Annotated in this window: 21 protein-coding genes and 1 tRNA gene; 13 read left to right on the top strand and 9 right to left on the bottom strand. The window is 65.2% G+C overall.

What is annotated here, in order from left to right; all coding sequences use genetic code 11:
* Positions 1–218: 218 nt before the first annotated feature.
* The 3 genes from J8847_RS10685 to pepN all read right to left on the bottom strand — a co-directional run bounded on the left by J8847_RS10685 (position 219) and on the right by pepN (position 4,053).
* Positions 219–294, bottom strand: a tRNA-Thr gene (locus J8847_RS10685).
* Positions 295–372: 78 nt separating this feature from the next.
* The gene (locus J8847_RS10680; protein ID WP_211524678.1) at positions 373–1,374 is read right to left on the bottom strand and encodes a class 1 fructose-bisphosphatase; all 1,002 of its coding nucleotides are present in this window, start codon (positions 1,372–1,374) and stop codon (positions 373–375) included.
* Positions 1,375–1,407: 33 nt separating this feature from the next.
* The gene (gene pepN, locus J8847_RS10675) at positions 1,408–4,053 is read right to left on the bottom strand and encodes an aminopeptidase N (RefSeq protein ID WP_211524677.1); all 2,646 of its coding nucleotides are present in this window, start codon (positions 4,051–4,053) and stop codon (positions 1,408–1,410) included.
* 182 nt (positions 4,054–4,235) lie between these two features.
* On the opposite strand from pepN, the gene J8847_RS10670 reads away from it, so the two are divergent.
* Positions 4,236–4,901, top strand: a complete 666-nt coding sequence (locus tag J8847_RS10670) for a DUF4136 domain-containing protein (RefSeq protein ID WP_211524676.1) — start codon at positions 4,236–4,238, stop codon at positions 4,899–4,901.
* A 132-nt stretch (positions 4,902–5,033) separates the two neighbouring features.
* On the opposite strand, the gene J8847_RS10665 is transcribed toward J8847_RS10670, so the two are convergent.
* Genes J8847_RS10665 through J8847_RS10650 form a run of 4 tightly spaced genes read right to left on the bottom strand, consistent with a single transcriptional unit; the run spans position 5,034 to position 7,481 of the window.
* The gene (locus tag J8847_RS10665; protein WP_211524675.1) at positions 5,034–5,177 is read right to left on the bottom strand and encodes a hypothetical protein; all 144 of its coding nucleotides are present in this window, start codon (positions 5,175–5,177) and stop codon (positions 5,034–5,036) included.
* Entirely contained in the window at positions 5,174–6,151 is a 978-nt protein-coding gene (locus J8847_RS10660) for a quinone oxidoreductase (RefSeq protein ID WP_211524674.1), read from the bottom strand. Before J8847_RS10660 ends, J8847_RS10665 begins: the two co-directional genes overlap by 4 nt.
* Before the next feature lie 17 nt (positions 6,152–6,168).
* Positions 6,169–6,564, bottom strand: a complete 396-nt coding sequence (locus tag J8847_RS10655) for a methylglyoxal synthase (RefSeq protein WP_211524673.1) — start codon at positions 6,562–6,564, stop codon at positions 6,169–6,171.
* Positions 6,561–7,481, bottom strand: coding sequence for a DMT family transporter (locus tag J8847_RS10650; RefSeq protein ID WP_211524672.1), 921 nt, complete (start codon positions 7,479–7,481; stop codon positions 6,561–6,563). Before J8847_RS10650 ends, J8847_RS10655 begins: the two co-directional genes overlap by 4 nt.
* Before the next feature lie 244 nt (positions 7,482–7,725).
* On the opposite strand from J8847_RS10650, the gene J8847_RS10645 reads away from it, so the two are divergent.
* From J8847_RS10645 to J8847_RS10600, 10 genes are all read left to right on the top strand, one after another.
* On the top strand, positions 7,726–8,505 hold the full coding sequence (locus tag J8847_RS10645; RefSeq protein ID WP_211524671.1) for a DUF2182 domain-containing protein: 780 nt from the start codon (positions 7,726–7,728) through the stop codon (positions 8,503–8,505).
* Between the two features lie 103 nt (positions 8,506–8,608).
* Positions 8,609–9,334: a YebC/PmpR family DNA-binding transcriptional regulator gene (locus J8847_RS10640; protein WP_211524670.1), complete on the top strand. Its 726-nt coding sequence runs from the start codon at positions 8,609–8,611 to the stop codon at positions 9,332–9,334.
* 13 nt (positions 9,335–9,347) lie between these two features.
* Complete coding sequence (gene purD / locus J8847_RS10635; protein ID WP_211524669.1) at positions 9,348–10,613, top strand: phosphoribosylamine--glycine ligase; 1,266 nt, start codon at positions 9,348–9,350, stop codon at positions 10,611–10,613.
* A 258-nt stretch (positions 10,614–10,871) separates the two neighbouring features.
* On the top strand, positions 10,872–11,783 hold the full coding sequence (hemF, locus tag J8847_RS10630) for an oxygen-dependent coproporphyrinogen oxidase (RefSeq protein ID WP_211524668.1): 912 nt from the start codon (positions 10,872–10,874) through the stop codon (positions 11,781–11,783).
* Positions 11,780–12,427, top strand: a complete 648-nt coding sequence (gene nadD / locus J8847_RS10625) for a nicotinate-nucleotide adenylyltransferase (RefSeq protein ID WP_373999879.1) — start codon at positions 11,780–11,782, stop codon at positions 12,425–12,427. Before hemF ends, nadD begins: the two co-directional genes overlap by 4 nt.
* The gene (gene rsfS, locus J8847_RS10620; protein WP_211524666.1) at positions 12,427–13,104 is read left to right on the top strand and encodes a ribosome silencing factor; all 678 of its coding nucleotides are present in this window, start codon (positions 12,427–12,429) and stop codon (positions 13,102–13,104) included. The genes nadD and rsfS overlap by 1 nt, the downstream gene beginning before the upstream one ends.
* A 6-nt stretch (positions 13,105–13,110) precedes the next feature.
* Positions 13,111–13,581, top strand: a complete 471-nt coding sequence (gene rlmH, locus J8847_RS10615) for a 23S rRNA (pseudouridine(1915)-N(3))-methyltransferase RlmH (RefSeq protein WP_211524665.1) — start codon at positions 13,111–13,113, stop codon at positions 13,579–13,581.
* 5 nt (positions 13,582–13,586) lie between these two features.
* Positions 13,587–14,210 (top strand): nucleoside triphosphate pyrophosphatase, encoded by a 624-nt coding sequence (locus tag J8847_RS10610; RefSeq protein ID WP_211524664.1) that lies wholly within the window; start codon positions 13,587–13,589, stop codon positions 14,208–14,210.
* Between the two features lie 93 nt (positions 14,211–14,303).
* The gene (rng, locus tag J8847_RS10605; RefSeq protein WP_211524663.1) at positions 14,304–15,767 is read left to right on the top strand and encodes a ribonuclease G; all 1,464 of its coding nucleotides are present in this window, start codon (positions 14,304–14,306) and stop codon (positions 15,765–15,767) included.
* Between the two features lie 4 nt (positions 15,768–15,771).
* Positions 15,772–16,401 (top strand): N-methyl-D-aspartate receptor NMDAR2C subunit, encoded by a 630-nt coding sequence (locus J8847_RS10600; protein ID WP_211524662.1) that lies wholly within the window; start codon positions 15,772–15,774, stop codon positions 16,399–16,401.
* Here the strand turns inward: J8847_RS10600 and J8847_RS10595 are convergent.
* Complete coding sequence (locus tag J8847_RS10595; protein ID WP_211524661.1) at positions 16,391–17,218, bottom strand: trypsin-like serine protease; 828 nt, start codon at positions 17,216–17,218, stop codon at positions 16,391–16,393. The genes J8847_RS10600 and J8847_RS10595 overlap by 11 nt on opposite strands.
* Before the next feature lie 39 nt (positions 17,219–17,257).
* Between J8847_RS10595 and J8847_RS10590 the strand changes: the two genes are divergently transcribed.
* Together J8847_RS10590 and J8847_RS10585 are read left to right on the top strand one after the other, a co-directional pair.
* Positions 17,258–18,481, top strand: a complete 1,224-nt coding sequence (locus J8847_RS10590) for a sensor histidine kinase (protein WP_211524660.1) — start codon at positions 17,258–17,260, stop codon at positions 18,479–18,481.
* Positions 18,482–18,484: 3 nt separating this feature from the next.
* Entirely contained in the window at positions 18,485–19,213 is a 729-nt protein-coding gene (locus J8847_RS10585; protein WP_211524659.1) for a LytTR family DNA-binding domain-containing protein, read from the top strand.
* Between the two features lie 26 nt (positions 19,214–19,239).
* Here the strand turns inward: J8847_RS10585 and J8847_RS10580 are convergent, their stop codons facing one another.
* Positions 19,240–19,638, bottom strand: coding sequence for a hypothetical protein (locus J8847_RS10580; protein WP_211524658.1), 399 nt, complete (start codon positions 19,636–19,638; stop codon positions 19,240–19,242).
* Position 19,639 lies beyond the last annotated feature (1 nt).

Below are 19,639 nucleotides of genomic sequence, written 5' to 3'. Positions count from 1 at the left end.
CCGAACTCGCTATGCCCCGTCCGCCGGCACAGCCTTAAGCACGGCGTTAGCCTCATTGAAACGGCCAAGCAAGCGCAGCAGTTCGCCTTTGCTCGATCATTTCTCGCGCACCGATCTCGCCCTTTTTCAACACAGTGACACAACAGGAGAAGAGTCGGCAAAAAGAAAAAGGGTTACATGCTCTCGCCTGTAACCCTTTGACCTTATTACTGAATTCTTGGTGCCGCTGACCGGAATCGAACTGGTGACCTTCGCATTACGAATGCGCTGCTCTACCGACTGAGCTACAGCGGCGAAAACACCGTATTCTAGCAAATAACGCCACAAACTTGCTAGTGTGTATCGCAAGCGAGCGGCGTTATTGCAAAAATATTATTGCGCGTGGTAGCCCGTCACCACTTCGACCTCTTCCTTGGAACCCAGGAAGACCGGCACGCGCTGGTGCAGCTTGGTCGGCGGGATGTCCAGGATGCGGCCCTTGCCATCGGTGGCGGCGCCGCCGGCCTGCTCGACGATCATCGCCATCGGATTGGCTTCGTACATCAGGCGCAGCTTGCCCGGCGAGCCCGGGTCGCGCAGGTCGGCCGGGTACATGAAGACGCCGCCGCGGTTCAGGATGCGGTGCACGTCGGCCACCATCGAGGCGATCCAGCGCATGTTGAAGTCCTTGCCGCGCGGACCCGTCTTGCCAGCCAGCAGCTCGTCGACATAGCGCTGCACCGGCGGATGCCAGTGGCGCTTGTTCGACATGTTGATCGCGAATTCCTTGGTCGATTCCGGGATCTTCATGTCGCTCTGGGTCAGCACCCAGGAACCCATCTCGCGGTCCAGGGTGAAGCAATGCACGCCGTTGCCGGTGGTCAGGACCAGCATGGTCTGCGGGCCATACACGGCATAGCCGGCCGCCACCTGGGTGGCGCCGGGCTGCAGGAAGTCCTGCTCGGTCGGCTCGGCCATGCCTTCCGGCGCCTTCAGCACCGAGAAGATGGTGCCGATCGACACGTTCACGTCGATGTTCGACGAGCCGTCCAGCGGATCGAACAGCAGCAGGAATTCGCCCTTCGGATAGCGGCTCGGAATCTGGCGGATGGTTTCCATCTCTTCCGAGGCCATCGCGGCCAGGTGGCCGCCCCACTCGTTGGCTTCGAGCAGGATTTCGTTCGAGATCACGTCGAGCTTCTTCTGGACTTCGCCCTGGATGTTCTCGGTCTCGGCACTGCCCAGGACTTCACCCAGCGCGCCTTTGCTGACCGAGTAGCTGATGCGCTTGCACGCACGCGCCACCACTTCGATCAGGAGGCGCAGCTCGGCGTTGATGTTCTGGTGGAGGCGCTGTTCCTCCACCAGGTATTGCGTAAGGCTGACGCGTTTCATGGACTTCCTTTGTTGGATGGTGATTGAATTCTTTTAGTTGGCAAGGGCCTTGCTGACCACTTCGCGCACGTCGTTCGACAGCTCCGGCTGTCCGGCCACCTGCTGCAGGGCCGTTTGCATCTGGGCCTGCAGCTCGGGCGCGTAACGGCGCCAGCGGTCCATGGCGCGCGCCAGGCGGCTGGCGACCTGCGGGTTGAGCGCGTCGAGCGCGATCACCTGCTCGGCCCAGAACTGGTAGCCGCTGCCGTCCGGGGCGTGGAACTGCACCGGATTGCTGGCGCAGAAGGCCGCCACCAGGCTGCGTGCACGGTTCGGGTTGCGCAGGGTGAAGGCCGGATGGCGCATCAGTGCGCGCACCGCCGCCACGTCGGTGGTCGAGGCGGTGGCCTGCATCGTAAACCACTTGTCCACGACCAGGGCCTCGCCCTTGAACTCTTCGTAGAACACGCCCAGCGCATCGGCCGCTTCCGGCACGCGCGACTGGATCAGGGCGCTCAGCGCGGCGGCGCGGTCGGTCATGTTGTCGGCCGTGTCGAACTGGCGCTGGGCCAGCGCGACGCTCTCGGCGTCCGGCGCCGCGTTCAGGTAGGCCAGCGCCAGGTTCTTCAGTGCGCGCTTGCCGGCGGACGCCGCATCCGGGCTGTAGGGGCCCGGCGTCTGGTTGGCTTCGTACTGTTCCAGCAGCTCGGCGCGCAGGCGCGCGCCGAGGTCGGCGCGCATGAACTGGCGCGCGGTGTGCACCGCCAGCGGATGGACGGTATCGAGCTGCTCCGAGATCATGGTTTCCGAAGGCAGCAGCAAGGCCTGCTCGCGGAACGCCGGGTCCAGCGTATCGTCGGTCAACATCTTGCGCATGGCTTCGACAAAGGTATCGTCCAGGTCCAGGCGCGGCGAATGCCTGGCGTCGGCGGCCAGCTTGAGCAGGCGGCCCATGGCCAGGCGCTGGCCGGCTTCCCAGCGGTTGACCGGGTCGCTGTCATGGCTGAACAGGTGCAGCAGCTCGCTGTCGGTGTAGCCGTTCTGCAGGATGACCGGCGCCGAGAAGTCGCGCAGCAGGGACGGCACCGGCTGCACGTTCACGCCGGTGAACACGAAGGTCTGTTCGGCCTGGGTCAGCTCCAGCACCGCCGTCGTGCCGTATTCCACGCCGTCGACGGTCAGCTGCATGTCGCGGCCCTCCGGGTCGAGCAGGCCGACGGCCACCGGGATATGGAAGGGCAGCTTCTCCGGCTGGCCCGGAGTCGGTGGGCAGGACTGGAACAGCTTGAGCGTATAGGTGCCCGCCGTCTCGTCCCAGCGGGTCTCGAAGCGCAGCACCGGCGTACCCGCCTGGCTGTACCAGCGCTCGAACTGGACCAGGTTGCGGCCGTTGGCGTCGCCCATCGCGCGGCGGAAGTCGTCGCACTCGACGGCCTGGCCGTCATGGCGCTGGAAATACAGGTCCATGCCCTTGCGGAAGCCTTCGCGGCCCAGCAAGGTCTGGTACATGCGCACCACTTCGGCGCCCTTCTCGTACACGGTCACCGTGTAGAAGTTGTTGATCTCGACGAAGGAGTCGGGACGCACCGGGTGGGCCATCGGGCCGGCGTCTTCCGGGAACTGGGCCTGGCGCAGGGTGCGCACCTGATCGATACGGGTGACGGCGCGGCCAGTCTCGGTGCCGATCATGTCGGCCGTGAATTCCTGGTCGCGGAACACCGTCAGGCCTTCCTTCAGCGACAGCTGGAACCAGTCGCGGCAGGTGACGCGGTTGCCGGTCCAGTTGTGGAAGTACTCGTGCGCCACCACCGCTTCGATGCCCTGGAAGTCGATGTCGGTCGCCACGCGCGGGTTGGCCAGCACGAACTTGGTGTTGAAGATGTTCAGGCCCTTGTTTTCCATCGCGCCCATGTTGAAGTCGCTGGTGGCGACGATCATGAAGCGGTCCAGGTCGAGCTCGAGGCCGTAGCGCTCCTCGTCCCAGCGGATGCTGTGCTTGAGCGACTGCATCGCATAGTCGGTCTTGTCGAGGTTGCCCTCTTCCACCCACACCTGCAGCAAGGCGTCGCGGCCGTCGGCCAGGCGGAAGGTCTCTTCCTGGCACACCAGGCGCGCCGCCACCAGGGCGAACAAATAGGACGGCTTCTTGAACGGGTCTTCCCACAGCGCGTAGTGGCGGCCGTCGTCCAGCTCGCCCTCTTCGATGAGGTTACCGTTGGACAGCAGCACCGGATAGCGCTCCTTGTCGGCGCGCAGCATCACGGTATAGGTCGCCATCACGTCGGGGCGGTCCGGGAAGAAGGTGATGCGGCGGAAACCTTCCGCTTCGCATTGGGTGAAGAAGTTCCCATTCGAAACATACAGCCCGCTCAGGGTGGTGTTCTGCTCGGGAACGCAGATGGTCTCGATCTCGAGGGTCACCTGGTCGGGCGCCTCGGGAATGACCAGGATATTGTTGGCCAGGCGGTAGTCGCCCTTGCCGAGGGCCTTGCCGTTCAGGCGCAGCGCCACCAGTTCAATATCCTCCCCATGCAGCTCAATCGACCGCTGACTGCTGCCGGGATTGCGGCGCAGGGTCATGCGGTTGGCGACGACGGTCCGGGACGGATCGAGGTCGAAGCCGAGCTCGACAGTATCCACGAGGTAACTCGGCGGGGTATAGTCCTTCCGGTAGATCGTTTGGGGCGTATCGGTGCGCATAGGGAGTCCGCAAACACAGTGGATGAAGTGCTTATTTTACCAACAAGATTTTCGCGCGTTCCGTACGATTTCATGTATCGGAATGTGCCGCGCGTAACCGGGTGTAAATTCCGTGCAATAAATGTAGAACAAAGGCTAAGCTACATCATCGGGGAAACACCGACTATACAAGGGAGAATGTAATGAAACGCCTGATCATGGTCGCCGCGGGAACGGCGCTGGCACTGCTGCTGGGAGGCTGCGCCACGACCTACCGCAGCGATGTCACGACCTTCCATCAATGGCCCGCCCAGATGGCAGACAAGAGTTATGTCTTCGAGGTGCCGCCGCAGCAGGACGACACGCTCGAATGGCGCAGCTACCAGGAACTGGTGCGCGGCGAACTGGCGCGCCTGGGATTCCGCGACGCCAACGGCGCCACGCCGGCGCTGACCGTATCGATGCGTTTCACCACCACCGACATCCCGGTGCGGGTGCTGGAGCCGGTCATGTCCCCCTTCTATCACCCGATGTACCACCCGCTCTACCACCCGCGGGCGCGCTTCGGCTACCGCGGCTACTACCGCCGCTACTGGGGCGGCTACAGCCCGTTCTACGATCCGTTCTGGAGCCCGTTCCCGGCCTACCAGGTTTCGGTGGAACACCAGTACCGGCGCGAGCTGCAGGTCTCGATCAAGCAGGCGAGCGATGCGCGCAGGCTGTTCGACGTCACGGTGCACAACACCAGCCGCGAGCTGTCGACGCCGGAAGTGATGCCGGCGCTGGTGAGGAGCGCGTTCGCGGAGTTCCCGGGGCCGTCGGGGATGGCGCGGCGGGTTGAGGTGACGATGGACGAGAAGAAGGGCTGATTCGCGATTGCGGATGAAGGGAGGCCAGGCTGGTGCCTGGCCTTTTTGTTTGCCGGTGCCGATCTACCGTAACTACCTGCCCGCTGCCCTAAGCCTTCGCCGGAACGACGAGCTGAGGACTTCGGCGGCGGGTCAGCTGAACCACGCCTCCGACCCGAACGTGATCGCCACGATCATCAGGATCGCCCCCGCCAGCACGATCAGCAGCCTTCCAAACTTCGGCACCCCATCATCCCCCGACGGCGGCGGGCGGTTGTCTCCACTGGTATCCCTCATGGTAGCAGCACCGTCGAACCCGTCGTGCGCCGGCTCTCCAGCGCCCGGTGCGCGTCGGCCGCCCGCGACAGCGGGAAGGTCTGGTTGACCTCGATCTTCACCTTGCCGCTCTCGACCATCCCGAACAGGTCCGCCGCCATCGCCTCCAGCTCCGGCCGGGTCGCCATGTAGGCCCCCAGGGTCGGCCGCGTGAGGTAGAGCGAGCCGCGCTTGGCCAGCTCGCCCGGCGAGAACGGCTCCACCGCGCCGGACGAATTGCCGAAGCTGACCATCAGCCCGCGCGGCTTCAGGCAGTCGAGCGAACGGAAGAAGGTGTCCTTGCCCACCGAGTCGTACACCACCGGCACGCCCGTACCGTTGGTGATCTCGCGCACGCGCGCCACGATGTCTTCCTCGTTGTAGTTGATGACGTGCGCCGCGCCGTGCGCCAGCGCCAGCTCGCCCTTTTCCTTCGAGCCCACGGTGCCGATCAGGTTCACGCCCAGGGCGCGCGCCCACTGGCAGGCGATCAGGCCGACGCCGCCGGCGGCCGCATGGAACAGGATGGTCTGGCCGGTCATCAAGGGATAGGTGCTGCGGAACAGGTATTGCACCGTCAGCCCCTGCAGCATCATGGCGGCGGCGGTCTCGAAGCTCACCGCGTCCGGCAGCTTCACCAGCACATGAGCAGGCATGGTGCGCAGCTCGGCGTACGCGCCGTTCGGGCCGCCGGCATAGGCGACGCGGTCGCCCGGCTGCACGTGGGTCACGCCTTCGCCCACCGCCTCGACCACGCCCGCGCCCTCCTGCCCCAGGCCGGCGGGCAGCGGCTGCGGATACAGGCCGGTGCGGAAATACACGTCGATGAAGTTCAGGCCGACCGCGTGCTGGCGCACCAGCGCCTCGCCGGGTCCCGGCTGGCCTACCTCGACGTCGACATACTCCATCACTTCGGGACCGCCATTGGCGGCGATCCGGATCGCTTTGGCGCGCATGGGACCTCCTTGGTGGATTACTTGGCGAACGCGGCCCGCAGCTGCGACAGCACCAGGTGCGCAGTCGAGACATTGGTCGCGCAGGCGATGTTGTGCACGTCGCAGGCGCGGACCAGGGCGTTGATGTCGGGTTCGTGCGGCTGCGGCGTCATCGGGTCGCGCAGGAAGATCACGCAGTCGATCTGGCCGTTCACCAGCTGGGCGCCGATCTGCAGGTCGCCGCCCACCGGGCCGGAGTGCATGCGCTCGACCTGCAGGCCGAGTTCGTTGATCAGGCGTCCGCCGGTGGTCCCGGTGGCCGACAGGATGCAGGTCTGCAGGAACTCGCGGTACTCGCCCGCGAGCTTGATCATGTCGTCTTTTTTCTTGTCGTGCGCGATGAGCGCAATGCGTGGCTGGGTCGGTTTGGTCATTTTTTGAGCGACAGAAGATAAATCCCCACAAGCACAAGCCCGGTGCCGGCCAGCTGCACCGCCGTGATCGGCTCCCCGAGAATGAGGGCGCCGAAGAACAGCGTCGACGCCGGTCCGATCATGCCTGCCTGCGAGGCGGTCGCGGCGCCGATGCGCTGTACCGCGGCCATGGTCATAAATACCGGGAAGATCGTACAGAATACTCCATTCACGAGCGAGAGCATGTAAACCGGCGCCGGCTGGATCAGCACGCCCGGCGGATGCACGACGAAGAACTGCAGGATGCAGGCCGCGCTCGACACGCACATCGCATAGGCCACCAGGCGCAGCGAGCCGATGCGGCGCACCATCTCGCCCGAGCCCAGCAGGTAGACCGCATAGGCGATCGCCGAGCCCAGCACGAACAGCGAACCGAGCACGGTGCTGCCGGCGCCTCCGCCCAGGTCGTGCACGAACACCAGCACGATGCCGCAATACGCCAGCCCCAGGGCGCCCCACTCGACTGGCTTGACGCGCCGCTTGAAGAACACGGCATTGATGGCCAGGACGAAGGTCGGCGTCAGGAACAGGATCAGGCGCTCCAGCCCGGCCGAGATGTGCTGCAGCCCGAGGAAGTCGAGGTAGCTCGACAGGTAGTAGCCGACCAGGCCCAGCCCGGCGATGCGCCAGCGGTCCGAGGGGGTGAGCGGCGGCCCGGCGCGCATCTTCCAGATCGCCACCGCGGCGAACACCGGCAGCGAGAACAGCATTCTGAACGCGATCAATGTAACGGCATCGATGTGGTACCGGTACAGCAGTTTTGCGACCACCGCCTTCGTCGAAAACAAGACGGCGCCCGCGATGGCGATGGAGAGACCGGCGACGAGGGCGGAGCGTGGTAAAGGAGATGCAGGATTGGCGGCGAGACTCTTGTTCATCCGTCGATTGTAGAACGCCTGAGCCGGCTCTGCTGACGGGGCCGCTGAACGCCGGTGCGGACGAACGGTCGAACAGAACACATCAACGACAGGGGAAACCAATGCCGACCGTCTTTCCACCCGCGTTTGCAAGCCCATGCAGGCCGCAACGCGATCTCCCACCACCAGCCTTGAAACCGTCTCCCCCGCGAAGGCGGGGGCCCAAGTTTGCCGGCGTCCCGACGGCGCATCAAGGAGCCCCACAATGAACCTTATCGAAACCGGAAGCCACGCCCCCACCGAGCGCCAGGTCCGCCTGGGCCTGGCCTGGCTGACCCTGGTGGCCATCCTGTGCTGGCTGGTGCTCCTGGTCGGCGCCCTGTCCACGGGTCCCGCCGCTGTCCCGCCCGCCCAGAAACCGCCGGAACCGGCCCCCTATGGCGCCGGCCAGCTGGCCCTGGTCTTCGCGCTCTGGGCCGGCATGGCCGCCGCCGTCATGCTGCCGCTCGCGGTCCGTCCCACGGTGCTGGTCGCGCGGGCCGCGCGCTGGCACGGCGCGCCCCTGCCCCGCCTGCGCACGGCGCTGTTCGTGCTCGGCCACCTCATTCCCTGCGCCCTGTTCGCGCTCCTGGCAAGCCTGATGCAGTGGACCCTGCACGACGCCGGCATGCTCGACGAGTCCATGGCGGTGCGCTACCCGGCGGCCCTCGGCCTGGCGCTGGTGGCGGCCGGTATTTACCAGTGGCTGCCCCCCAAGCACGACTGCCTGGAGCACTGCCGCACCCCGCTGCCGGCGCTCCTGGCCGACTGGCGCGACGACACCTGGAGCGCCCTGTGCCGCGGCATCGGCCACTCGCGCACCTGCATGGGCAGCATCTGGCTCCTGATGCTGCTGCCGCTGGCGTCCGGGCCGGTCCACCCAGCCCCGGCCGCCGTCCTGCTGGTGCTGGCGCCGGCCGAAATCAAGCTGCGCGGAGGCCACTGGATCGCCTGCCTGGGAGGGCTCGCGCTCCTGGCCTGGGGAACCCGCTTGTTGTTTCCATAAGTCAGACCCGGCGATTTTGCAAGAGGGGCCTATGTTAGAATGTCGGCCACTCTTGCATTCTGGGAGGGCGGTGGCCCTCCCTTCTCGTCTAAGGATTCTCGACATGGCTGGACACAGCAAATGGGCCAACATCAAGCATAAGAAAGCCGCCACCGACGCCAAGCGCGGCAAGATCTGGACGCGCCTGATCAAGGAAATCACCGTGGCCGCCCGCATGGGCGGCGGCGACGTCGCCACCAACCCGCGCCTGCGCCTCGCCGTGGACAAGGCGGCCGACGCGAACATGCCGAAGGATAACGTCACCCGCGCGATCCAGCGCGGATCGGGCGGCCTGGAAGGCGTCAACTACGAAGAAGTCCGCTACGAAGGCTACGGCATCGGCGGCGCGGCGATCATCGTCGACTGCATGACCGACAACCGCGTGCGTACCGTGGCCGAAGTGCGCCACGCCTTCAGCAAATTCGGCGGCAACATGGGCACCGAGGGTTCGGTGGCCTTCATGTTCAAGCACACCGGCCAGTTCCTGTTCGCGCCGGGCGTGGAAGAGGACAAGCTGATGGAAGCGGCGCTGGAAGCCGGCGCCGACGACGTGATCCCCGACGAGGAAGGCGGCTTCGAAGTGCTGTGCGACCCGTTCGCCTTCGCCGGCGTGAAGGACGCGCTGGAAAAAGCCGGCTTCAAGGCCGAAGTGGCGGAAGTCATCATGAAGCCGGCCACCGAAACCGTGTTCACCGGCGAAGACGCCCTCAAGATGCAGAAGCTGCTCGACGCGCTGGAAAACCTGGACGACGTCCAGGAGGTGTACACCAACGCCGTGATCGAAGAATAAACCGGAAGCTCCCATGAAAATCCTCGTAGTCGGCTCGGGCGGCCGTGAACACGCCCTGGCCTGGAAACTGGCCCAATCCGAACGCGTCCAGACCGTCTTCGTCGCCCCAGGCAACGGCGGCACCGAACTCGATCCGCACCTGGTCAACGTCGGGATCACGGACCCGGCGGCCCTGGCCGACTTCGTGGTGGCCGAAGGCATCAACCTGACCCTGGTGGGCCCGGAAGCGCCGCTGGCCGCCGGCATCGTCAACCTGTTCCGCGCGCGCGGCCTCAAGATCTTCGGCCCGACCAAGGAAGCGGCGCAGCTGGAAAGCTCGAAGGACTTCGCCAAGGCCTTCATGCAGCGCCACGGCATCCCGACCGCCAAGTACCAGAGCTTCTCGGACGCGGCGCAAGCGCACGACTACGTCAACGCCAACGGCGCCCCGATCGTCATCAAGGCCGACGGCCTGGCGGCCGGCAAGGGCGTGGTGGTGGCGATGACCCTGGACGAGGCCCACGCGGCCGTCGACCACATGCTGTCGGATAACGCCTTCGGCGACGCCGGCGCGCGCATCGTGATCGAGGAATTCCTGGCCGGCGAAGAAGCCAGCTTCATCGTCATGTGCGACGGCAAGAACGTGCTGCCCCTGGCCACCAGCCAGGACCACAAGCGCCTCAAGGACCAGGACGAAGGCCCGAACACGGGCGGCATGGGCGCCTACTCCCCCGCCCCGATCGTGACCCCGTCGATGCACGCGCGCGTGATGCGCGAGATCATCAACCCGACCATCCAGGGCATGGCCAAGGACGGCATCATCTTCACCGGCTTCCTGTACGCCGGCCTGATGATCGACGCCGAAGGCAACCCGCGCACCCTGGAATTCAACTGCCGCATGGGCGACCCGGAGACGCAGCCGATCATGGCGCGCCTGAAGAGCGACCTCCTGAGCGTCGTGGACCACGCCTGCAACGGCACCCTGGACGCGGTGGAACTGGAATGGGACCGCCGCACCGCGGTGGGCGTCGTGATGGCCGCCGAAGGCTATCCGGAAAGCCCGCGCAAGGGCGACATCATCGACGGCATTCCGCCGGAGACCCCGGAATGCGTGACCTTCCACGCCGGCACCCAGATGGTGGGCGGCACCCTGCAGACCAGCGGCGGCCGCGTGCTGTGCGTGGTCGGCCTGGGCGACAGCGTCAAGATGGCGCAGAAGCAGGCCTACGATACGGTGGAGAAGATCCACTTCAACGGCGCGCAGTACCGCCGCGATATCGGGTGGCGTGGGGTGAAGTAAGTCCGCGTTATCGCTGAGCTCTCGCCAGCGGGTACGCACACAAACTTGGGTTCCGGCCTGCGCCGGAACGACGTGCTAAGGGACGTGGCCGAAATCAGATCAGCGATTTTCAGCCACCCGCTTCAAGACCGTCGTTCCGGCGAAGGCCGGAACCCAAGTTTCTTCGAGCAGCCGAAACACCCAGCGAACACCAAACATCTCAACACCTTAACGGCAGGTGTACAATCTGCCCACTTTTCACAAGCTTATCCGATCCGCATGTCCACCCCGTCCCCCCACGCCGTCAAAGCCTGGCTGCTCGCGCTCCAGGCCCGCATCGTGCAAGCCCTCGAGGAAGTCGACGGCAAGCCCTTCCTGCGCGACGCCTGGGAACGGCCGGAAGGCGGCGGCGGGATCTCGCGCCTGATCGAGGAAGGCAATGTGATCGAGCGCGGCGGGGTGAATTTCTCGCACGTGATGGGCGCCAGCCTGCCGCCGTCGGCCATGGCCGCGCGCCCGGAACTGGCGGGCCGCGCCTGGGAAGCCATGGGCGTGTCGCTGGTCCTGCACCCGCGTAACCCCTACGCCCCCACCGTGCACATGAACGTGCGCTTTTTCGAAGCCACGGCGGAAGGCAAGGAACCGGTCTGGTGGTTCGGCGGCGGCATGGACCTGACGCCCTACTACGGCAACGCGATCGATGTCCGCCACTTCCACCAGGCCTGCCACGACGCGCTCGCGCCCTATGGCGGCGACCTGCACGCGCGCTTCAAGAAGTGGTGCGACGAATACTTCTACCTGAAGCACCGCAAGGAGCCGCGCGGCGTGGGCGGCATCTTCTTCGACGACTTCAACGAAGTGGACTTCGACCAGTCCTTCGCGATGGTCCAGAGCGTGGGCGACAGCTTCCTCGACGCCTACCTGCCGATCCTGAAGGCGCGCAAGGACACGCCCTACGGCGAACGCGAACGCGACTTCCAGGCTTACCGCCGGGGCCGCTATGTCGAGTTCAACCTGGTCTGGGACCGCGGCACCCTGTTCGGCCTGCAGTCGGGCGGCCGCACCGAGGCCATCCTGATGTCGATGCCGCCGATCGTGAAATGGCGCTACGACTGGCATCCGGAACCCGGCAGCCTCGAGGCCCAGCTGTATTCGGACTTCCTGGTCCACCGGGACTGGCTGGCGTCGTGACCTTCTGCGTTGCCTTGCTGGGAGGAAGTTTTGACCCAGTGCATCACGGCCACGTCGCACTGGCCGAGTTGTTCGCCGATCTGCTGCAACCCGACCAGCTGCGCGTACTGCCGGCCCGTCCTTGGCAAAAAGGCGCGCTGCAGGCCAGCGATGCGGACCGCGTCGCCATGCTGGAACTGGCCTTCAAGGACAAGCCTTTCCCGGTGCTGCTGGATCTGCAGGAAATCGAGCGCGGCCAGCCGACCTACACGGTGGACACCCTGCGCGCCCTGCGCGCCGAGCTGGGCCCGGACGCTTCCATCGTGTTCCTGATGGGCGCCGACCAGCTGCAAAAGCTCGACAGCTGGCGCGAATGGCATGCGCTGTTCGACCTGGCCAACCTGGGCGTGGCCGCACGCCCCGGCTACGAGCTGGCCAGCGACAAGCTGCCGCCCGCCGTCGCCCAAGAATTGTCCGCGCGGCTTGCAACGCCGGACGCAGTGCGGAATAGCCCGCACGGAAAAGTTTGTCTGGCGCATACGCTGGCGGTCGATATTTCCGCCACCCGGATCCGCGAGGCCCTGCGCTCGGGCGCAGACGCTAGCGCGCTGGTGATGGCGCAAGTGCTAGACTATATTCAACAACACAACCTATATAAAAACTAATGGATATCAAGAAACTGCAAACGCTGGTCGTCGACGCCCTGGAAGACGTCAAGGGCCAGGACATCGTCCTGTTCGACACCACCCACCTGACCAGCCTGTTCGACCGCATCGCCGTGGTCTCGGGCACCTCGAACCGCCAGACCAAGGCGCTGGCTGCGTCGGTGCGCGACAAGGTCAAGGCCGCAGGCGGCGACGTGGTTGGCCTGGAAGGCGAAGACACCGGCGAATGGGTGCTGGTGGACCTGGGCGACATGATCGTCCACATCATGCAGCCGGCGATCCGCCAGTACTACCGCCTGGAAGAAATCTGGGGCGAGAAGCCGGTCAAGCTGGGCGCGGCCAAGCGCAAGTCGACCCCGGAAGCGGCGGAAGCGGACGCGCCGAAGACCAAGTCCAAGCACCTGGCGGCCAACCAGGAGCAGCCGGAAGCCAAGCCGGTGCGCGAGCGCAAGCCCGCGGCCAAGAAAGCTGCAACCGAAACCGCCGCCAAGAAACCGGCCGCCAAAAAGGTCCCGACCGGCAAGACCGTCAAGGTAGCGCCGAGCAAGAGCGAAACCGCGGCCGTCGAAGCGCTGAAGGCCAAGCCGCCGAAGCGCGCCGCCAAGACGGCAGCGCCGGCAGCCGACGAGGCGCCGGTGAAGAAGGTGATCCGCCGCGTGAAGAAAGCGGCCGAGTAAGCCTTCATGCAGTTGATGATTGTTGCGGTCGGCCACAAGATGCCGGCCTGGATCGAGACCGGCTTTGCCGAGTACGTCAAGCGCATGCCGCCCGAGCTGCGCATCGTGCTCAAGGAAATCAAGCCGGTCGAACGGTCCGGCAGCAAGACGGCGGCCACCGCGATGGCGCTCGAACGCGAGCGCATCGAAGCGGTGCTGCCGAAAGGCGTGCGCATCATTGCACTGGATGAGCGCGGCAAGGACCTGACCAGTGTCGGCCTGTCGCGCCAGCTGGAGCAATGGCAGCAGGACGGGCGCGACACCGCCTTCCTGATCGGCGGGGCCGACGGCCTCGATCCGGAGCTGAAGGCGCGCGCCGAAGGCATGATCCGCATCTCCAGCATGACGCTGCCGCACGGAATCGTGCGCGTCATGCTGGCGGAACAGTTGTACCGTGCCTGGACCATCACCCAGAACCATCCTTACCACCGCGTCTGAGCGCCATGTTCACGAGACCTAACGACAAGAAAATCTATCTCGCCTCCAAGAGCCCGCGCAGGCGCGAACTGCTGCGCCAGATCGGCGTCGACTTCGAACTGCTGGCCCTGCGCAACGACCCGGTGCGCGGCGCCGACGTCAGTGAAGACGTGCATGCGGGCGAGGCGCCCGTGGACTACGTGGCCCGCGTGGCGCGCGAAAAAGGCGCCTTCGCCTGGAACATGGTGCTGAGCCGGCGCCAGCCGCTGCGCCCGGTGCTGTCGGCCGACACCACCGTCACCATCGACGGCCAGATCCTTGGCAAGCCGGCCAACACCAGGGAAGCGGTGGAGATGCTGGAACGCCTGTCCGGCCGCACCCATGAGGTGCTGACCTCGGTGGCCGTGCACGGCATGAACATCGCCGAGCAGATCACCCAAGTGTCGACCGTGCGCTTCGCCAAGCTCACGCCGGAACAGATCCGCGCCTACTGCGCCTCGCCCGAGCCCTACGACAAGGCCGGCGGCTACGGCATCCAGGGCGCGGCGGCGGTCTTCATCGAGCACATCGAAGGCAGCCACTCCGGCATCATGGGCCTGCCGCTGTTCGAGACGGCGAACCTGCTGCGCAAAGCCGGCTACGTCCTGTAAATACGCCGCGCGTCATCCTGGTCCTGGCGGCTCCGCCGCCGGGCCAACCACCGTGTATCATGTCACTCTGAACAACATTGCACGGCTGGGTCCATGAACGAAGACATCCTCATCAACATCACACCGCAGGAAACGCGCGTCGCGCTGGTCCTGCAGGGCGCGGTTCAGGAGCTGCACATCGAGCGCACGCTCACGCGCGGGTTGGCGGGGAATATCTACCTGGGCAAGGTCGTGCGCGTGCTGCCGGGCATGCAATCTGCCTTCATCGACATCGGCCTGGAACGCGCCGCCTTCCTGCACGTGGCCGACATCTGGGAAGCGCGCAGCCACGAAGGCAACGGCACCCCTCCTACCCCCATCGAAAAGCTGCTGTTCGACGGCCAGGTATTGACGGTGCAGGTGATCAAGGACCCGATCGGCACCAAGGGTGCGCGCCTGTCGACCCAGATCTCGATCGCCGGCCGCATGCTCGTCTACCTGCCGCAGGACCAGCACATCGGCATCTCGCAAAAGATCGAGAAGGAAGCCGACCGCGAACTGCTGCGCACCCGCATGCAGAACCTGCTGCCGAGCGAGGAAAAAGGCGGCTACATCGTGCGCACCCAGGCGGAGGAAGCCTCGGACGAGGACCTGAAGGCCGACATCGACTACCTGCGCAAGACCTGGGGCGCCATCGTCCAGGGCGCGCGCACCAAGCCGCCTACCACCCTGCTCTACCAGGACCTGAGCCTGGCCCAGCGCGTGCTGCGCGACTTCGTGCACGACGAGACGGCCACCATCCAGGTCGACTCGCGCGAGAACTACCTGAAGCTGGTCGACTTCGCCCAGGTGTACACGCCCAGCGTGCTGTCGCGCCTGACCCACTACACCGGCGAGCGTCCGCTGTTCGACCTCTACGGCGTCGAGGAAGAAATCCTGCGCGCCCTGGGCCGCCGCGTCGATTTGAAATCCGGCGGCTACCTGATCGTCGACCAGACCGAGGCGATGACGACCATCGACGTCAACACCGGTGGCTTCGTGGGCGGACGCAACTTCGCCGACACCATCTTCAAGACCAACCTGGAAGCGGCGCACGCGATCGCGCGCCAGCTGCGCCTGCGGAACCTGGGCGGCATCATCATCCTCGACTTCATCGACATGGAGAACAACGAGCACCGCAACGCGGTGCTGGCCGAGCTGAAGAAGACCCTGGCGCGCGACCGCACGAAAGTCTCGGTGAGCGGCTTCTCCGCCCTCGGCCTGGTCGAGATGACGCGCAAGCGCACCCGCGAATCGCTGGCCCATATCCTGTGCGAACCCTGCCCCGCCTGCTCCGGCAAGGGCCAGGTCAAGACCAGCCGCACGATCTGCTACGAGATCCTGCGCGAGCTGCTGCGCGAAGCCAAGCAGTTCAACCCGCGCGAATTCCGCATCGTCGCCTCGCAGGAGGTGGTCGACCTGTTCCTGGAAGAGGAATCCCAGCACCTGGCGATGCTGGGCGACTTCATCGGCAAGCGCATTTCGCTGCAGGTGGAGAAGGGTTACCACCAGGAGCAGTACGACGTCATCCTGATGTAAGGCCATGGACGGCTTGAGGGCACGCTGGGCGGCGCTGTGGCAGAGGATGGACCTGCCGGAACCGGAAGGCCTGTGCGGCGCGCTGCTGGACGCCTACAGCGAGGCGCAGCGCCACTATCACACCCTCCAGCACCTCGGCGAATGCCTGGCGCTTGCCGAGACCTTCAGGGCCGAGGCGGAGCGCTTCGACGAGATCGAACTGGCGCTGTGGTTCCACGACGCCGTCTACGATGTGCGCGCGCACGACAACGAAGCCCGTTCGGCGCACTGGGCAGTCACGGCGCTGCACGCCGCAGGACTCGGCGAGCAGGCCTGCAGCCGCATCCACGACCTGGTCATGGCGACTTGCCACAACGCCCTCCCCGGCACACGGGACGCGGCCCTGCTGACCGACATCGACCTGTCCATCCTCGGCGCTCCCGAGGCGCGCTTCGCCGAATACGAACAGCAGATCCGGGCCGAATATGCCTGGGTGGCGCCGGACATCTACGCCGCCAGGCGCCGCGCCGTTCTCCAGGCATTTCTCGAGCGTGAGCCCATCTATGCGACGCCCGCGCTACGTCGTCGCTTCGAGGAGCAGGCGCGCCGCAATCTTTCGCACGCCATCGGCCATCCAGAGAAACCTAGTTCCTGAAACCGGGTGAACCCTTTGTTGCAATCTCCTGTTGTATCCACTGCAGATAACGAGACACGCGAACGGCAAAGCTTTTGCTGCCGTACCTGCCGGACTGCCACGCACTGACCTTACCTTCAGCAAACACCCAGGATGTCAGCCCCGCCAGCCTCCATTCGCCGTCCTCTTCGATGAGGATCGGGCCGCCGCTGTCTCCGTTCCCGCTCGTGCCTTCGAGCGGATGCGCGCCTGGCCCGGAATCGAACACATAGCCAAGCCAGCGCGCATCGGCGCTGCCGACGACATTGAATGCGCGCCGCATCGCAGTACGGTGCGCGCTGTGCGGCTCCAACCCACGCTCGCCGGTGCCGGTAGCACCCATTCCCATTACCTGCATGAGCTTGCCCGCTTCGTCATCGCCGCGGTAGAGCGCGAGCGGCTGCACATCGGTGACGGGTTCCGACAACTTGATCAAGGCGATGTCATCGGATGCGGCCAGATGCGCTATCCCGTGGGCGGCATCCGCCTCGGCTGCCGTCAGCGCCTTCGGCAGCGGCTTGTAGCCCTTGTGGACGATCAGGCGCTCGACTTTGCGGCATGCGCCGTTCAGCATGATCTCCGTCACCGGATGCCATTGGGTCGCGTGCGCGGCGGTGAGAACCCATTGCGGCGCGATCAGGACGCCATGGCCCTCATGAGGCAAGTTGGCGATGGCCCGCATCGGCGTTTCCTGGACCCGGTACTTCAGGTCGGCGACATCGTGCCGGATAACCACGGCCAGCGCGGGCAGAGAGACCGCCAGCAAAGCGCAGGCAAGGAAGTGTTTGAGCTTGGGCATGGAAGGAGTTTGTTAGGTTAACGAAAACGAGACGCCTTGATGAACAAGACGACCCAGTGTGACGGCCGCCTCCGCCCATGGCGATGCCGGCCGCTGCATGGCGCCGTCGTTTCGCTGCATTTTTTGCAAACCGTTCACTTTTTCGTTTATCGTTCACGCATGCAGACTTCCACTTCAGCCCCCATTCTTCCTGGCCGCTGGATGTCACGCGACTGGTTCTGGGCCGCCGTGGCGTGGTCGGGCATCGGCCTGTTCGACGCGATACAAACGCTGATCGTCATGAAGTCCGGCGGCATGCACCATGCCTGGCCGGAGCTGTTCTGCTTCCGGATGCTGTACTGGCTGGTCTGGGCCGTGGCCACGCCGGCGGTTCTGCGGCTGGGCATGCGCATCGCCGCGCAAGATGCGCAGCGCCTCGGGTGGCCCGGCCATCTTCTTGCCTGCCTGGGCATCGGCTTACTGTCCGCGCTGTGGACCGCTGTACTCGAACAGGCCCTCGACCCGTGGCTCGCGACACCGCCGCCGTCCTGGCGCGAGCTATGGCGCCAGCACTTCGTCAACGGCATGCTGACCAGCGTGGTGCTGTACGTGACGACGCTGGCCATCGGCTATGGCGTACGCGCCCGCGAAGGGCTGATGCTGGAGCGGGCCAAGCGCGCGCAGTTGAACGAGCAGCTCGTCCAGGCACAGCTCGACGCCTTGCGGCGCCAGATCGAGCCGCATTTCCTGTTTAACTCCCTGAATACGATCACGGGCCTGGTCCGCGAGCGGCGCAACGACGCCGCCGTGGGCATGATCACGGGGCTCAGCGAGCTGCTGCGCCGGGTGCTCGCGGACGCCGACCGCAACCTGGCCACACTGGACGAAGAGCTGGCCTTCCTGGACAAATACCTCGCCATCCAGAAAATGCGTTTCGGCGAGCGGCTGCACTACAGTGTCGACGCGCCGCCGGCCCTCCTGTCGGCGCAGGTGCCGACCCTGCTGCTCCAGCCCCTCGTCGAAAACGCCTTTAAACACGGCCTTGCCCACCGGCCGGAAAGCGGCAGAATCGGCGTGACGATCGGTACGGCGGCCGACAGATTATCGATAGCGGTCTACAACGATGGACCGCCTTTGCCGGCCGCCGTCCCGGCAGGCCGGATCGGCCTGGCGAACGTGCGCCAGCGTCTCGCGAGTCTCTACGATGGGAACTTTACGCTCGACCTGTGCAACCGTGGCGATGGGGTCGAGGTCAGGATTACCCTTCCACTTGTTCATTCCTGAGCCATGCAAGACGCTGCCCGAACAATCCGCGCGCTCATCGTCGACGACGAGGCGCCCGCACGCGCCAACCTGAAGGAGCTGCTGCGCCGGCACGCCGATATCGAGCTGGCTGGCGAATACGACCAGGGCAAGGCGGCGGCCGACGCCATGCGGGCATGCAGGCCGGATCTGGTCTTCCTCGATGTCCAGATGCCGGGCTGCGATGGTTTCGACGTGCTGGAGATGCTGGGCGCGAACCTGCCGCCTGCCGTCATCTTCGTGACCGCCTATGACAGCTATGCGTTGAAGGCATTCGATGCGGGTGCGCTGGACTACCTGCTCAAGCCGTACAGCGACGAGCGCTTCGACATGGCCTTGGCGAGGGCGAGGGAGAAGCTGACGACAAACAGGAAATCCGATCAGCGTCTCGTCCTCAAGAATGCGGGGCAAGTCCTGTTCCTGCCGATTCCCGACATCGACTGGATCGGAGCGGCGGATTACTACGCGTCCTTGCATGTCGGGACGCAGGTGCACTTGATGCGCCGCGGCCTGGCGGAACTTGAGGCGGATCTGGACCCTGCGCTCTTTTGCAGGATCCACCGGTCGACCATGATCAACCTCGATCGATTACAGGCGATCGAGTTGAATGCGGATGGGGAGCACGAGGCGGTGCTGAAAAGCGGTGTCCGGCTCAGGATAAGCCGGAGCTACCGTAAGCAGTTGATGCAGCGGATGGGAGTGCTCCAGACATGACGTAGGTGGCGGAACGCGCGGTGAAGTCAATCCATGTCCTCTTGCAGTGGTCCTTTGAAGCGCTTTTCCCTTGGCACCAGTTTCTGACGTGCCTTTCGCAACAGGGCGGACACTTGCTGAGGCTTGTTCATGCCTCTCATCGCACGGAACTTCAGTTTCCTGCCGACATAGTCAGCCAAGGGAGAATCAGGAATCTTTCGCCAAGAATTCGTCCCCGTCTTCCGGGCGATCGGATCGGCATCGTCGAGGAGTGCAAGCGATCGGGTCAGCGCAACATTTTGTGCATGCCGGAGGGACCGGCTTGCAAGCGCCTTTCTGCTGGCGATTGCCTTCCTGCTCGAGGAGCGGGACTCCGCAAAGGTATTTCGCCGGTCCTTTTTATAACGCAAGACTTTCTTCTCTTGCGGGGTCAAAAAGCGTTTCATG

The sequence above is a fragment of the Massilia sp. AB1 genome (assembly GCF_018119385.1).
In the GTDB taxonomy this organism is placed as follows: domain Bacteria; phylum Pseudomonadota; class Gammaproteobacteria; order Burkholderiales; family Burkholderiaceae_D; genus Telluria.
Note: the sequence above shows the minus strand (reverse complement) of the source record. Positions and strands in the feature narration are given on the sequence as shown.

Excerpts from the sequence above, each read along its gene's own strand:
- J8847_RS10655 (WP_211524673.1), bottom strand. The coding sequence starts at position 6,564 with ATGACCAAACCGACCCAGCCACGCATTGCGCTCATCGCGCACGACAAG.
- J8847_RS10660 (WP_211524674.1), bottom strand. The coding sequence starts at position 6,151 with ATGCGCGCCAAAGCGATCCGGATCGCCGCCAATGGCGGTCCCGAAGTG.
- J8847_RS10585 (WP_211524659.1), top strand. The coding sequence starts at position 18,485 with ATGCAAGACGCTGCCCGAACAATCCGCGCGCTCATCGTCGACGACGAG.
- J8847_RS10640 (WP_211524670.1), top strand. The coding sequence starts at position 8,609 with ATGGCTGGACACAGCAAATGGGCCAACATCAAGCATAAGAAAGCCGCC.
- J8847_RS10590 (WP_211524660.1), top strand. The coding sequence starts at position 17,258 with ATGAACAAGACGACCCAGTGTGACGGCCGCCTCCGCCCATGGCGATGC.
- J8847_RS10650 (WP_211524672.1), bottom strand. The coding sequence starts at position 7,481 with ATGAACAAGAGTCTCGCCGCCAATCCTGCATCTCCTTTACCACGCTCC.
- J8847_RS10595 (WP_211524661.1), bottom strand. The coding sequence starts at position 17,218 with ATGCCCAAGCTCAAACACTTCCTTGCCTGCGCTTTGCTGGCGGTCTCT.
- J8847_RS10580 (WP_211524658.1), bottom strand. The coding sequence starts at position 19,638 with ATGAAACGCTTTTTGACCCCGCAAGAGAAGAAAGTCTTGCGTTATAAA.
- J8847_RS10670 (WP_211524676.1), top strand. The coding sequence starts at position 4,236 with ATGAAACGCCTGATCATGGTCGCCGCGGGAACGGCGCTGGCACTGCTG.
- J8847_RS10665 (WP_211524675.1), bottom strand. The coding sequence starts at position 5,177 with ATGAGGGATACCAGTGGAGACAACCGCCCGCCGCCGTCGGGGGATGAT.
- J8847_RS10645 (WP_211524671.1), top strand. The coding sequence starts at position 7,726 with ATGAACCTTATCGAAACCGGAAGCCACGCCCCCACCGAGCGCCAGGTC.
- J8847_RS10600 (WP_211524662.1), top strand. The coding sequence starts at position 15,772 with ATGGACGGCTTGAGGGCACGCTGGGCGGCGCTGTGGCAGAGGATGGAC.
- rsfS (WP_211524666.1), top strand. The coding sequence starts at position 12,427 with ATGGATATCAAGAAACTGCAAACGCTGGTCGTCGACGCCCTGGAAGAC.
- rng (WP_211524663.1), top strand. The coding sequence starts at position 14,304 with ATGAACGAAGACATCCTCATCAACATCACACCGCAGGAAACGCGCGTC.
- purD (WP_211524669.1), top strand. The coding sequence starts at position 9,348 with ATGAAAATCCTCGTAGTCGGCTCGGGCGGCCGTGAACACGCCCTGGCC.
- J8847_RS10610 (WP_211524664.1), top strand. The coding sequence starts at position 13,587 with ATGTTCACGAGACCTAACGACAAGAAAATCTATCTCGCCTCCAAGAGC.
- rlmH (WP_211524665.1), top strand. The coding sequence starts at position 13,111 with ATGCAGTTGATGATTGTTGCGGTCGGCCACAAGATGCCGGCCTGGATC.
- pepN (WP_211524677.1), bottom strand. The coding sequence starts at position 4,053 with ATGCGCACCGATACGCCCCAAACGATCTACCGGAAGGACTATACCCCG.
- J8847_RS10680 (WP_211524678.1), bottom strand. The coding sequence starts at position 1,374 with ATGAAACGCGTCAGCCTTACGCAATACCTGGTGGAGGAACAGCGCCTC.
- hemF (WP_211524668.1), top strand. The coding sequence starts at position 10,872 with ATGTCCACCCCGTCCCCCCACGCCGTCAAAGCCTGGCTGCTCGCGCTC.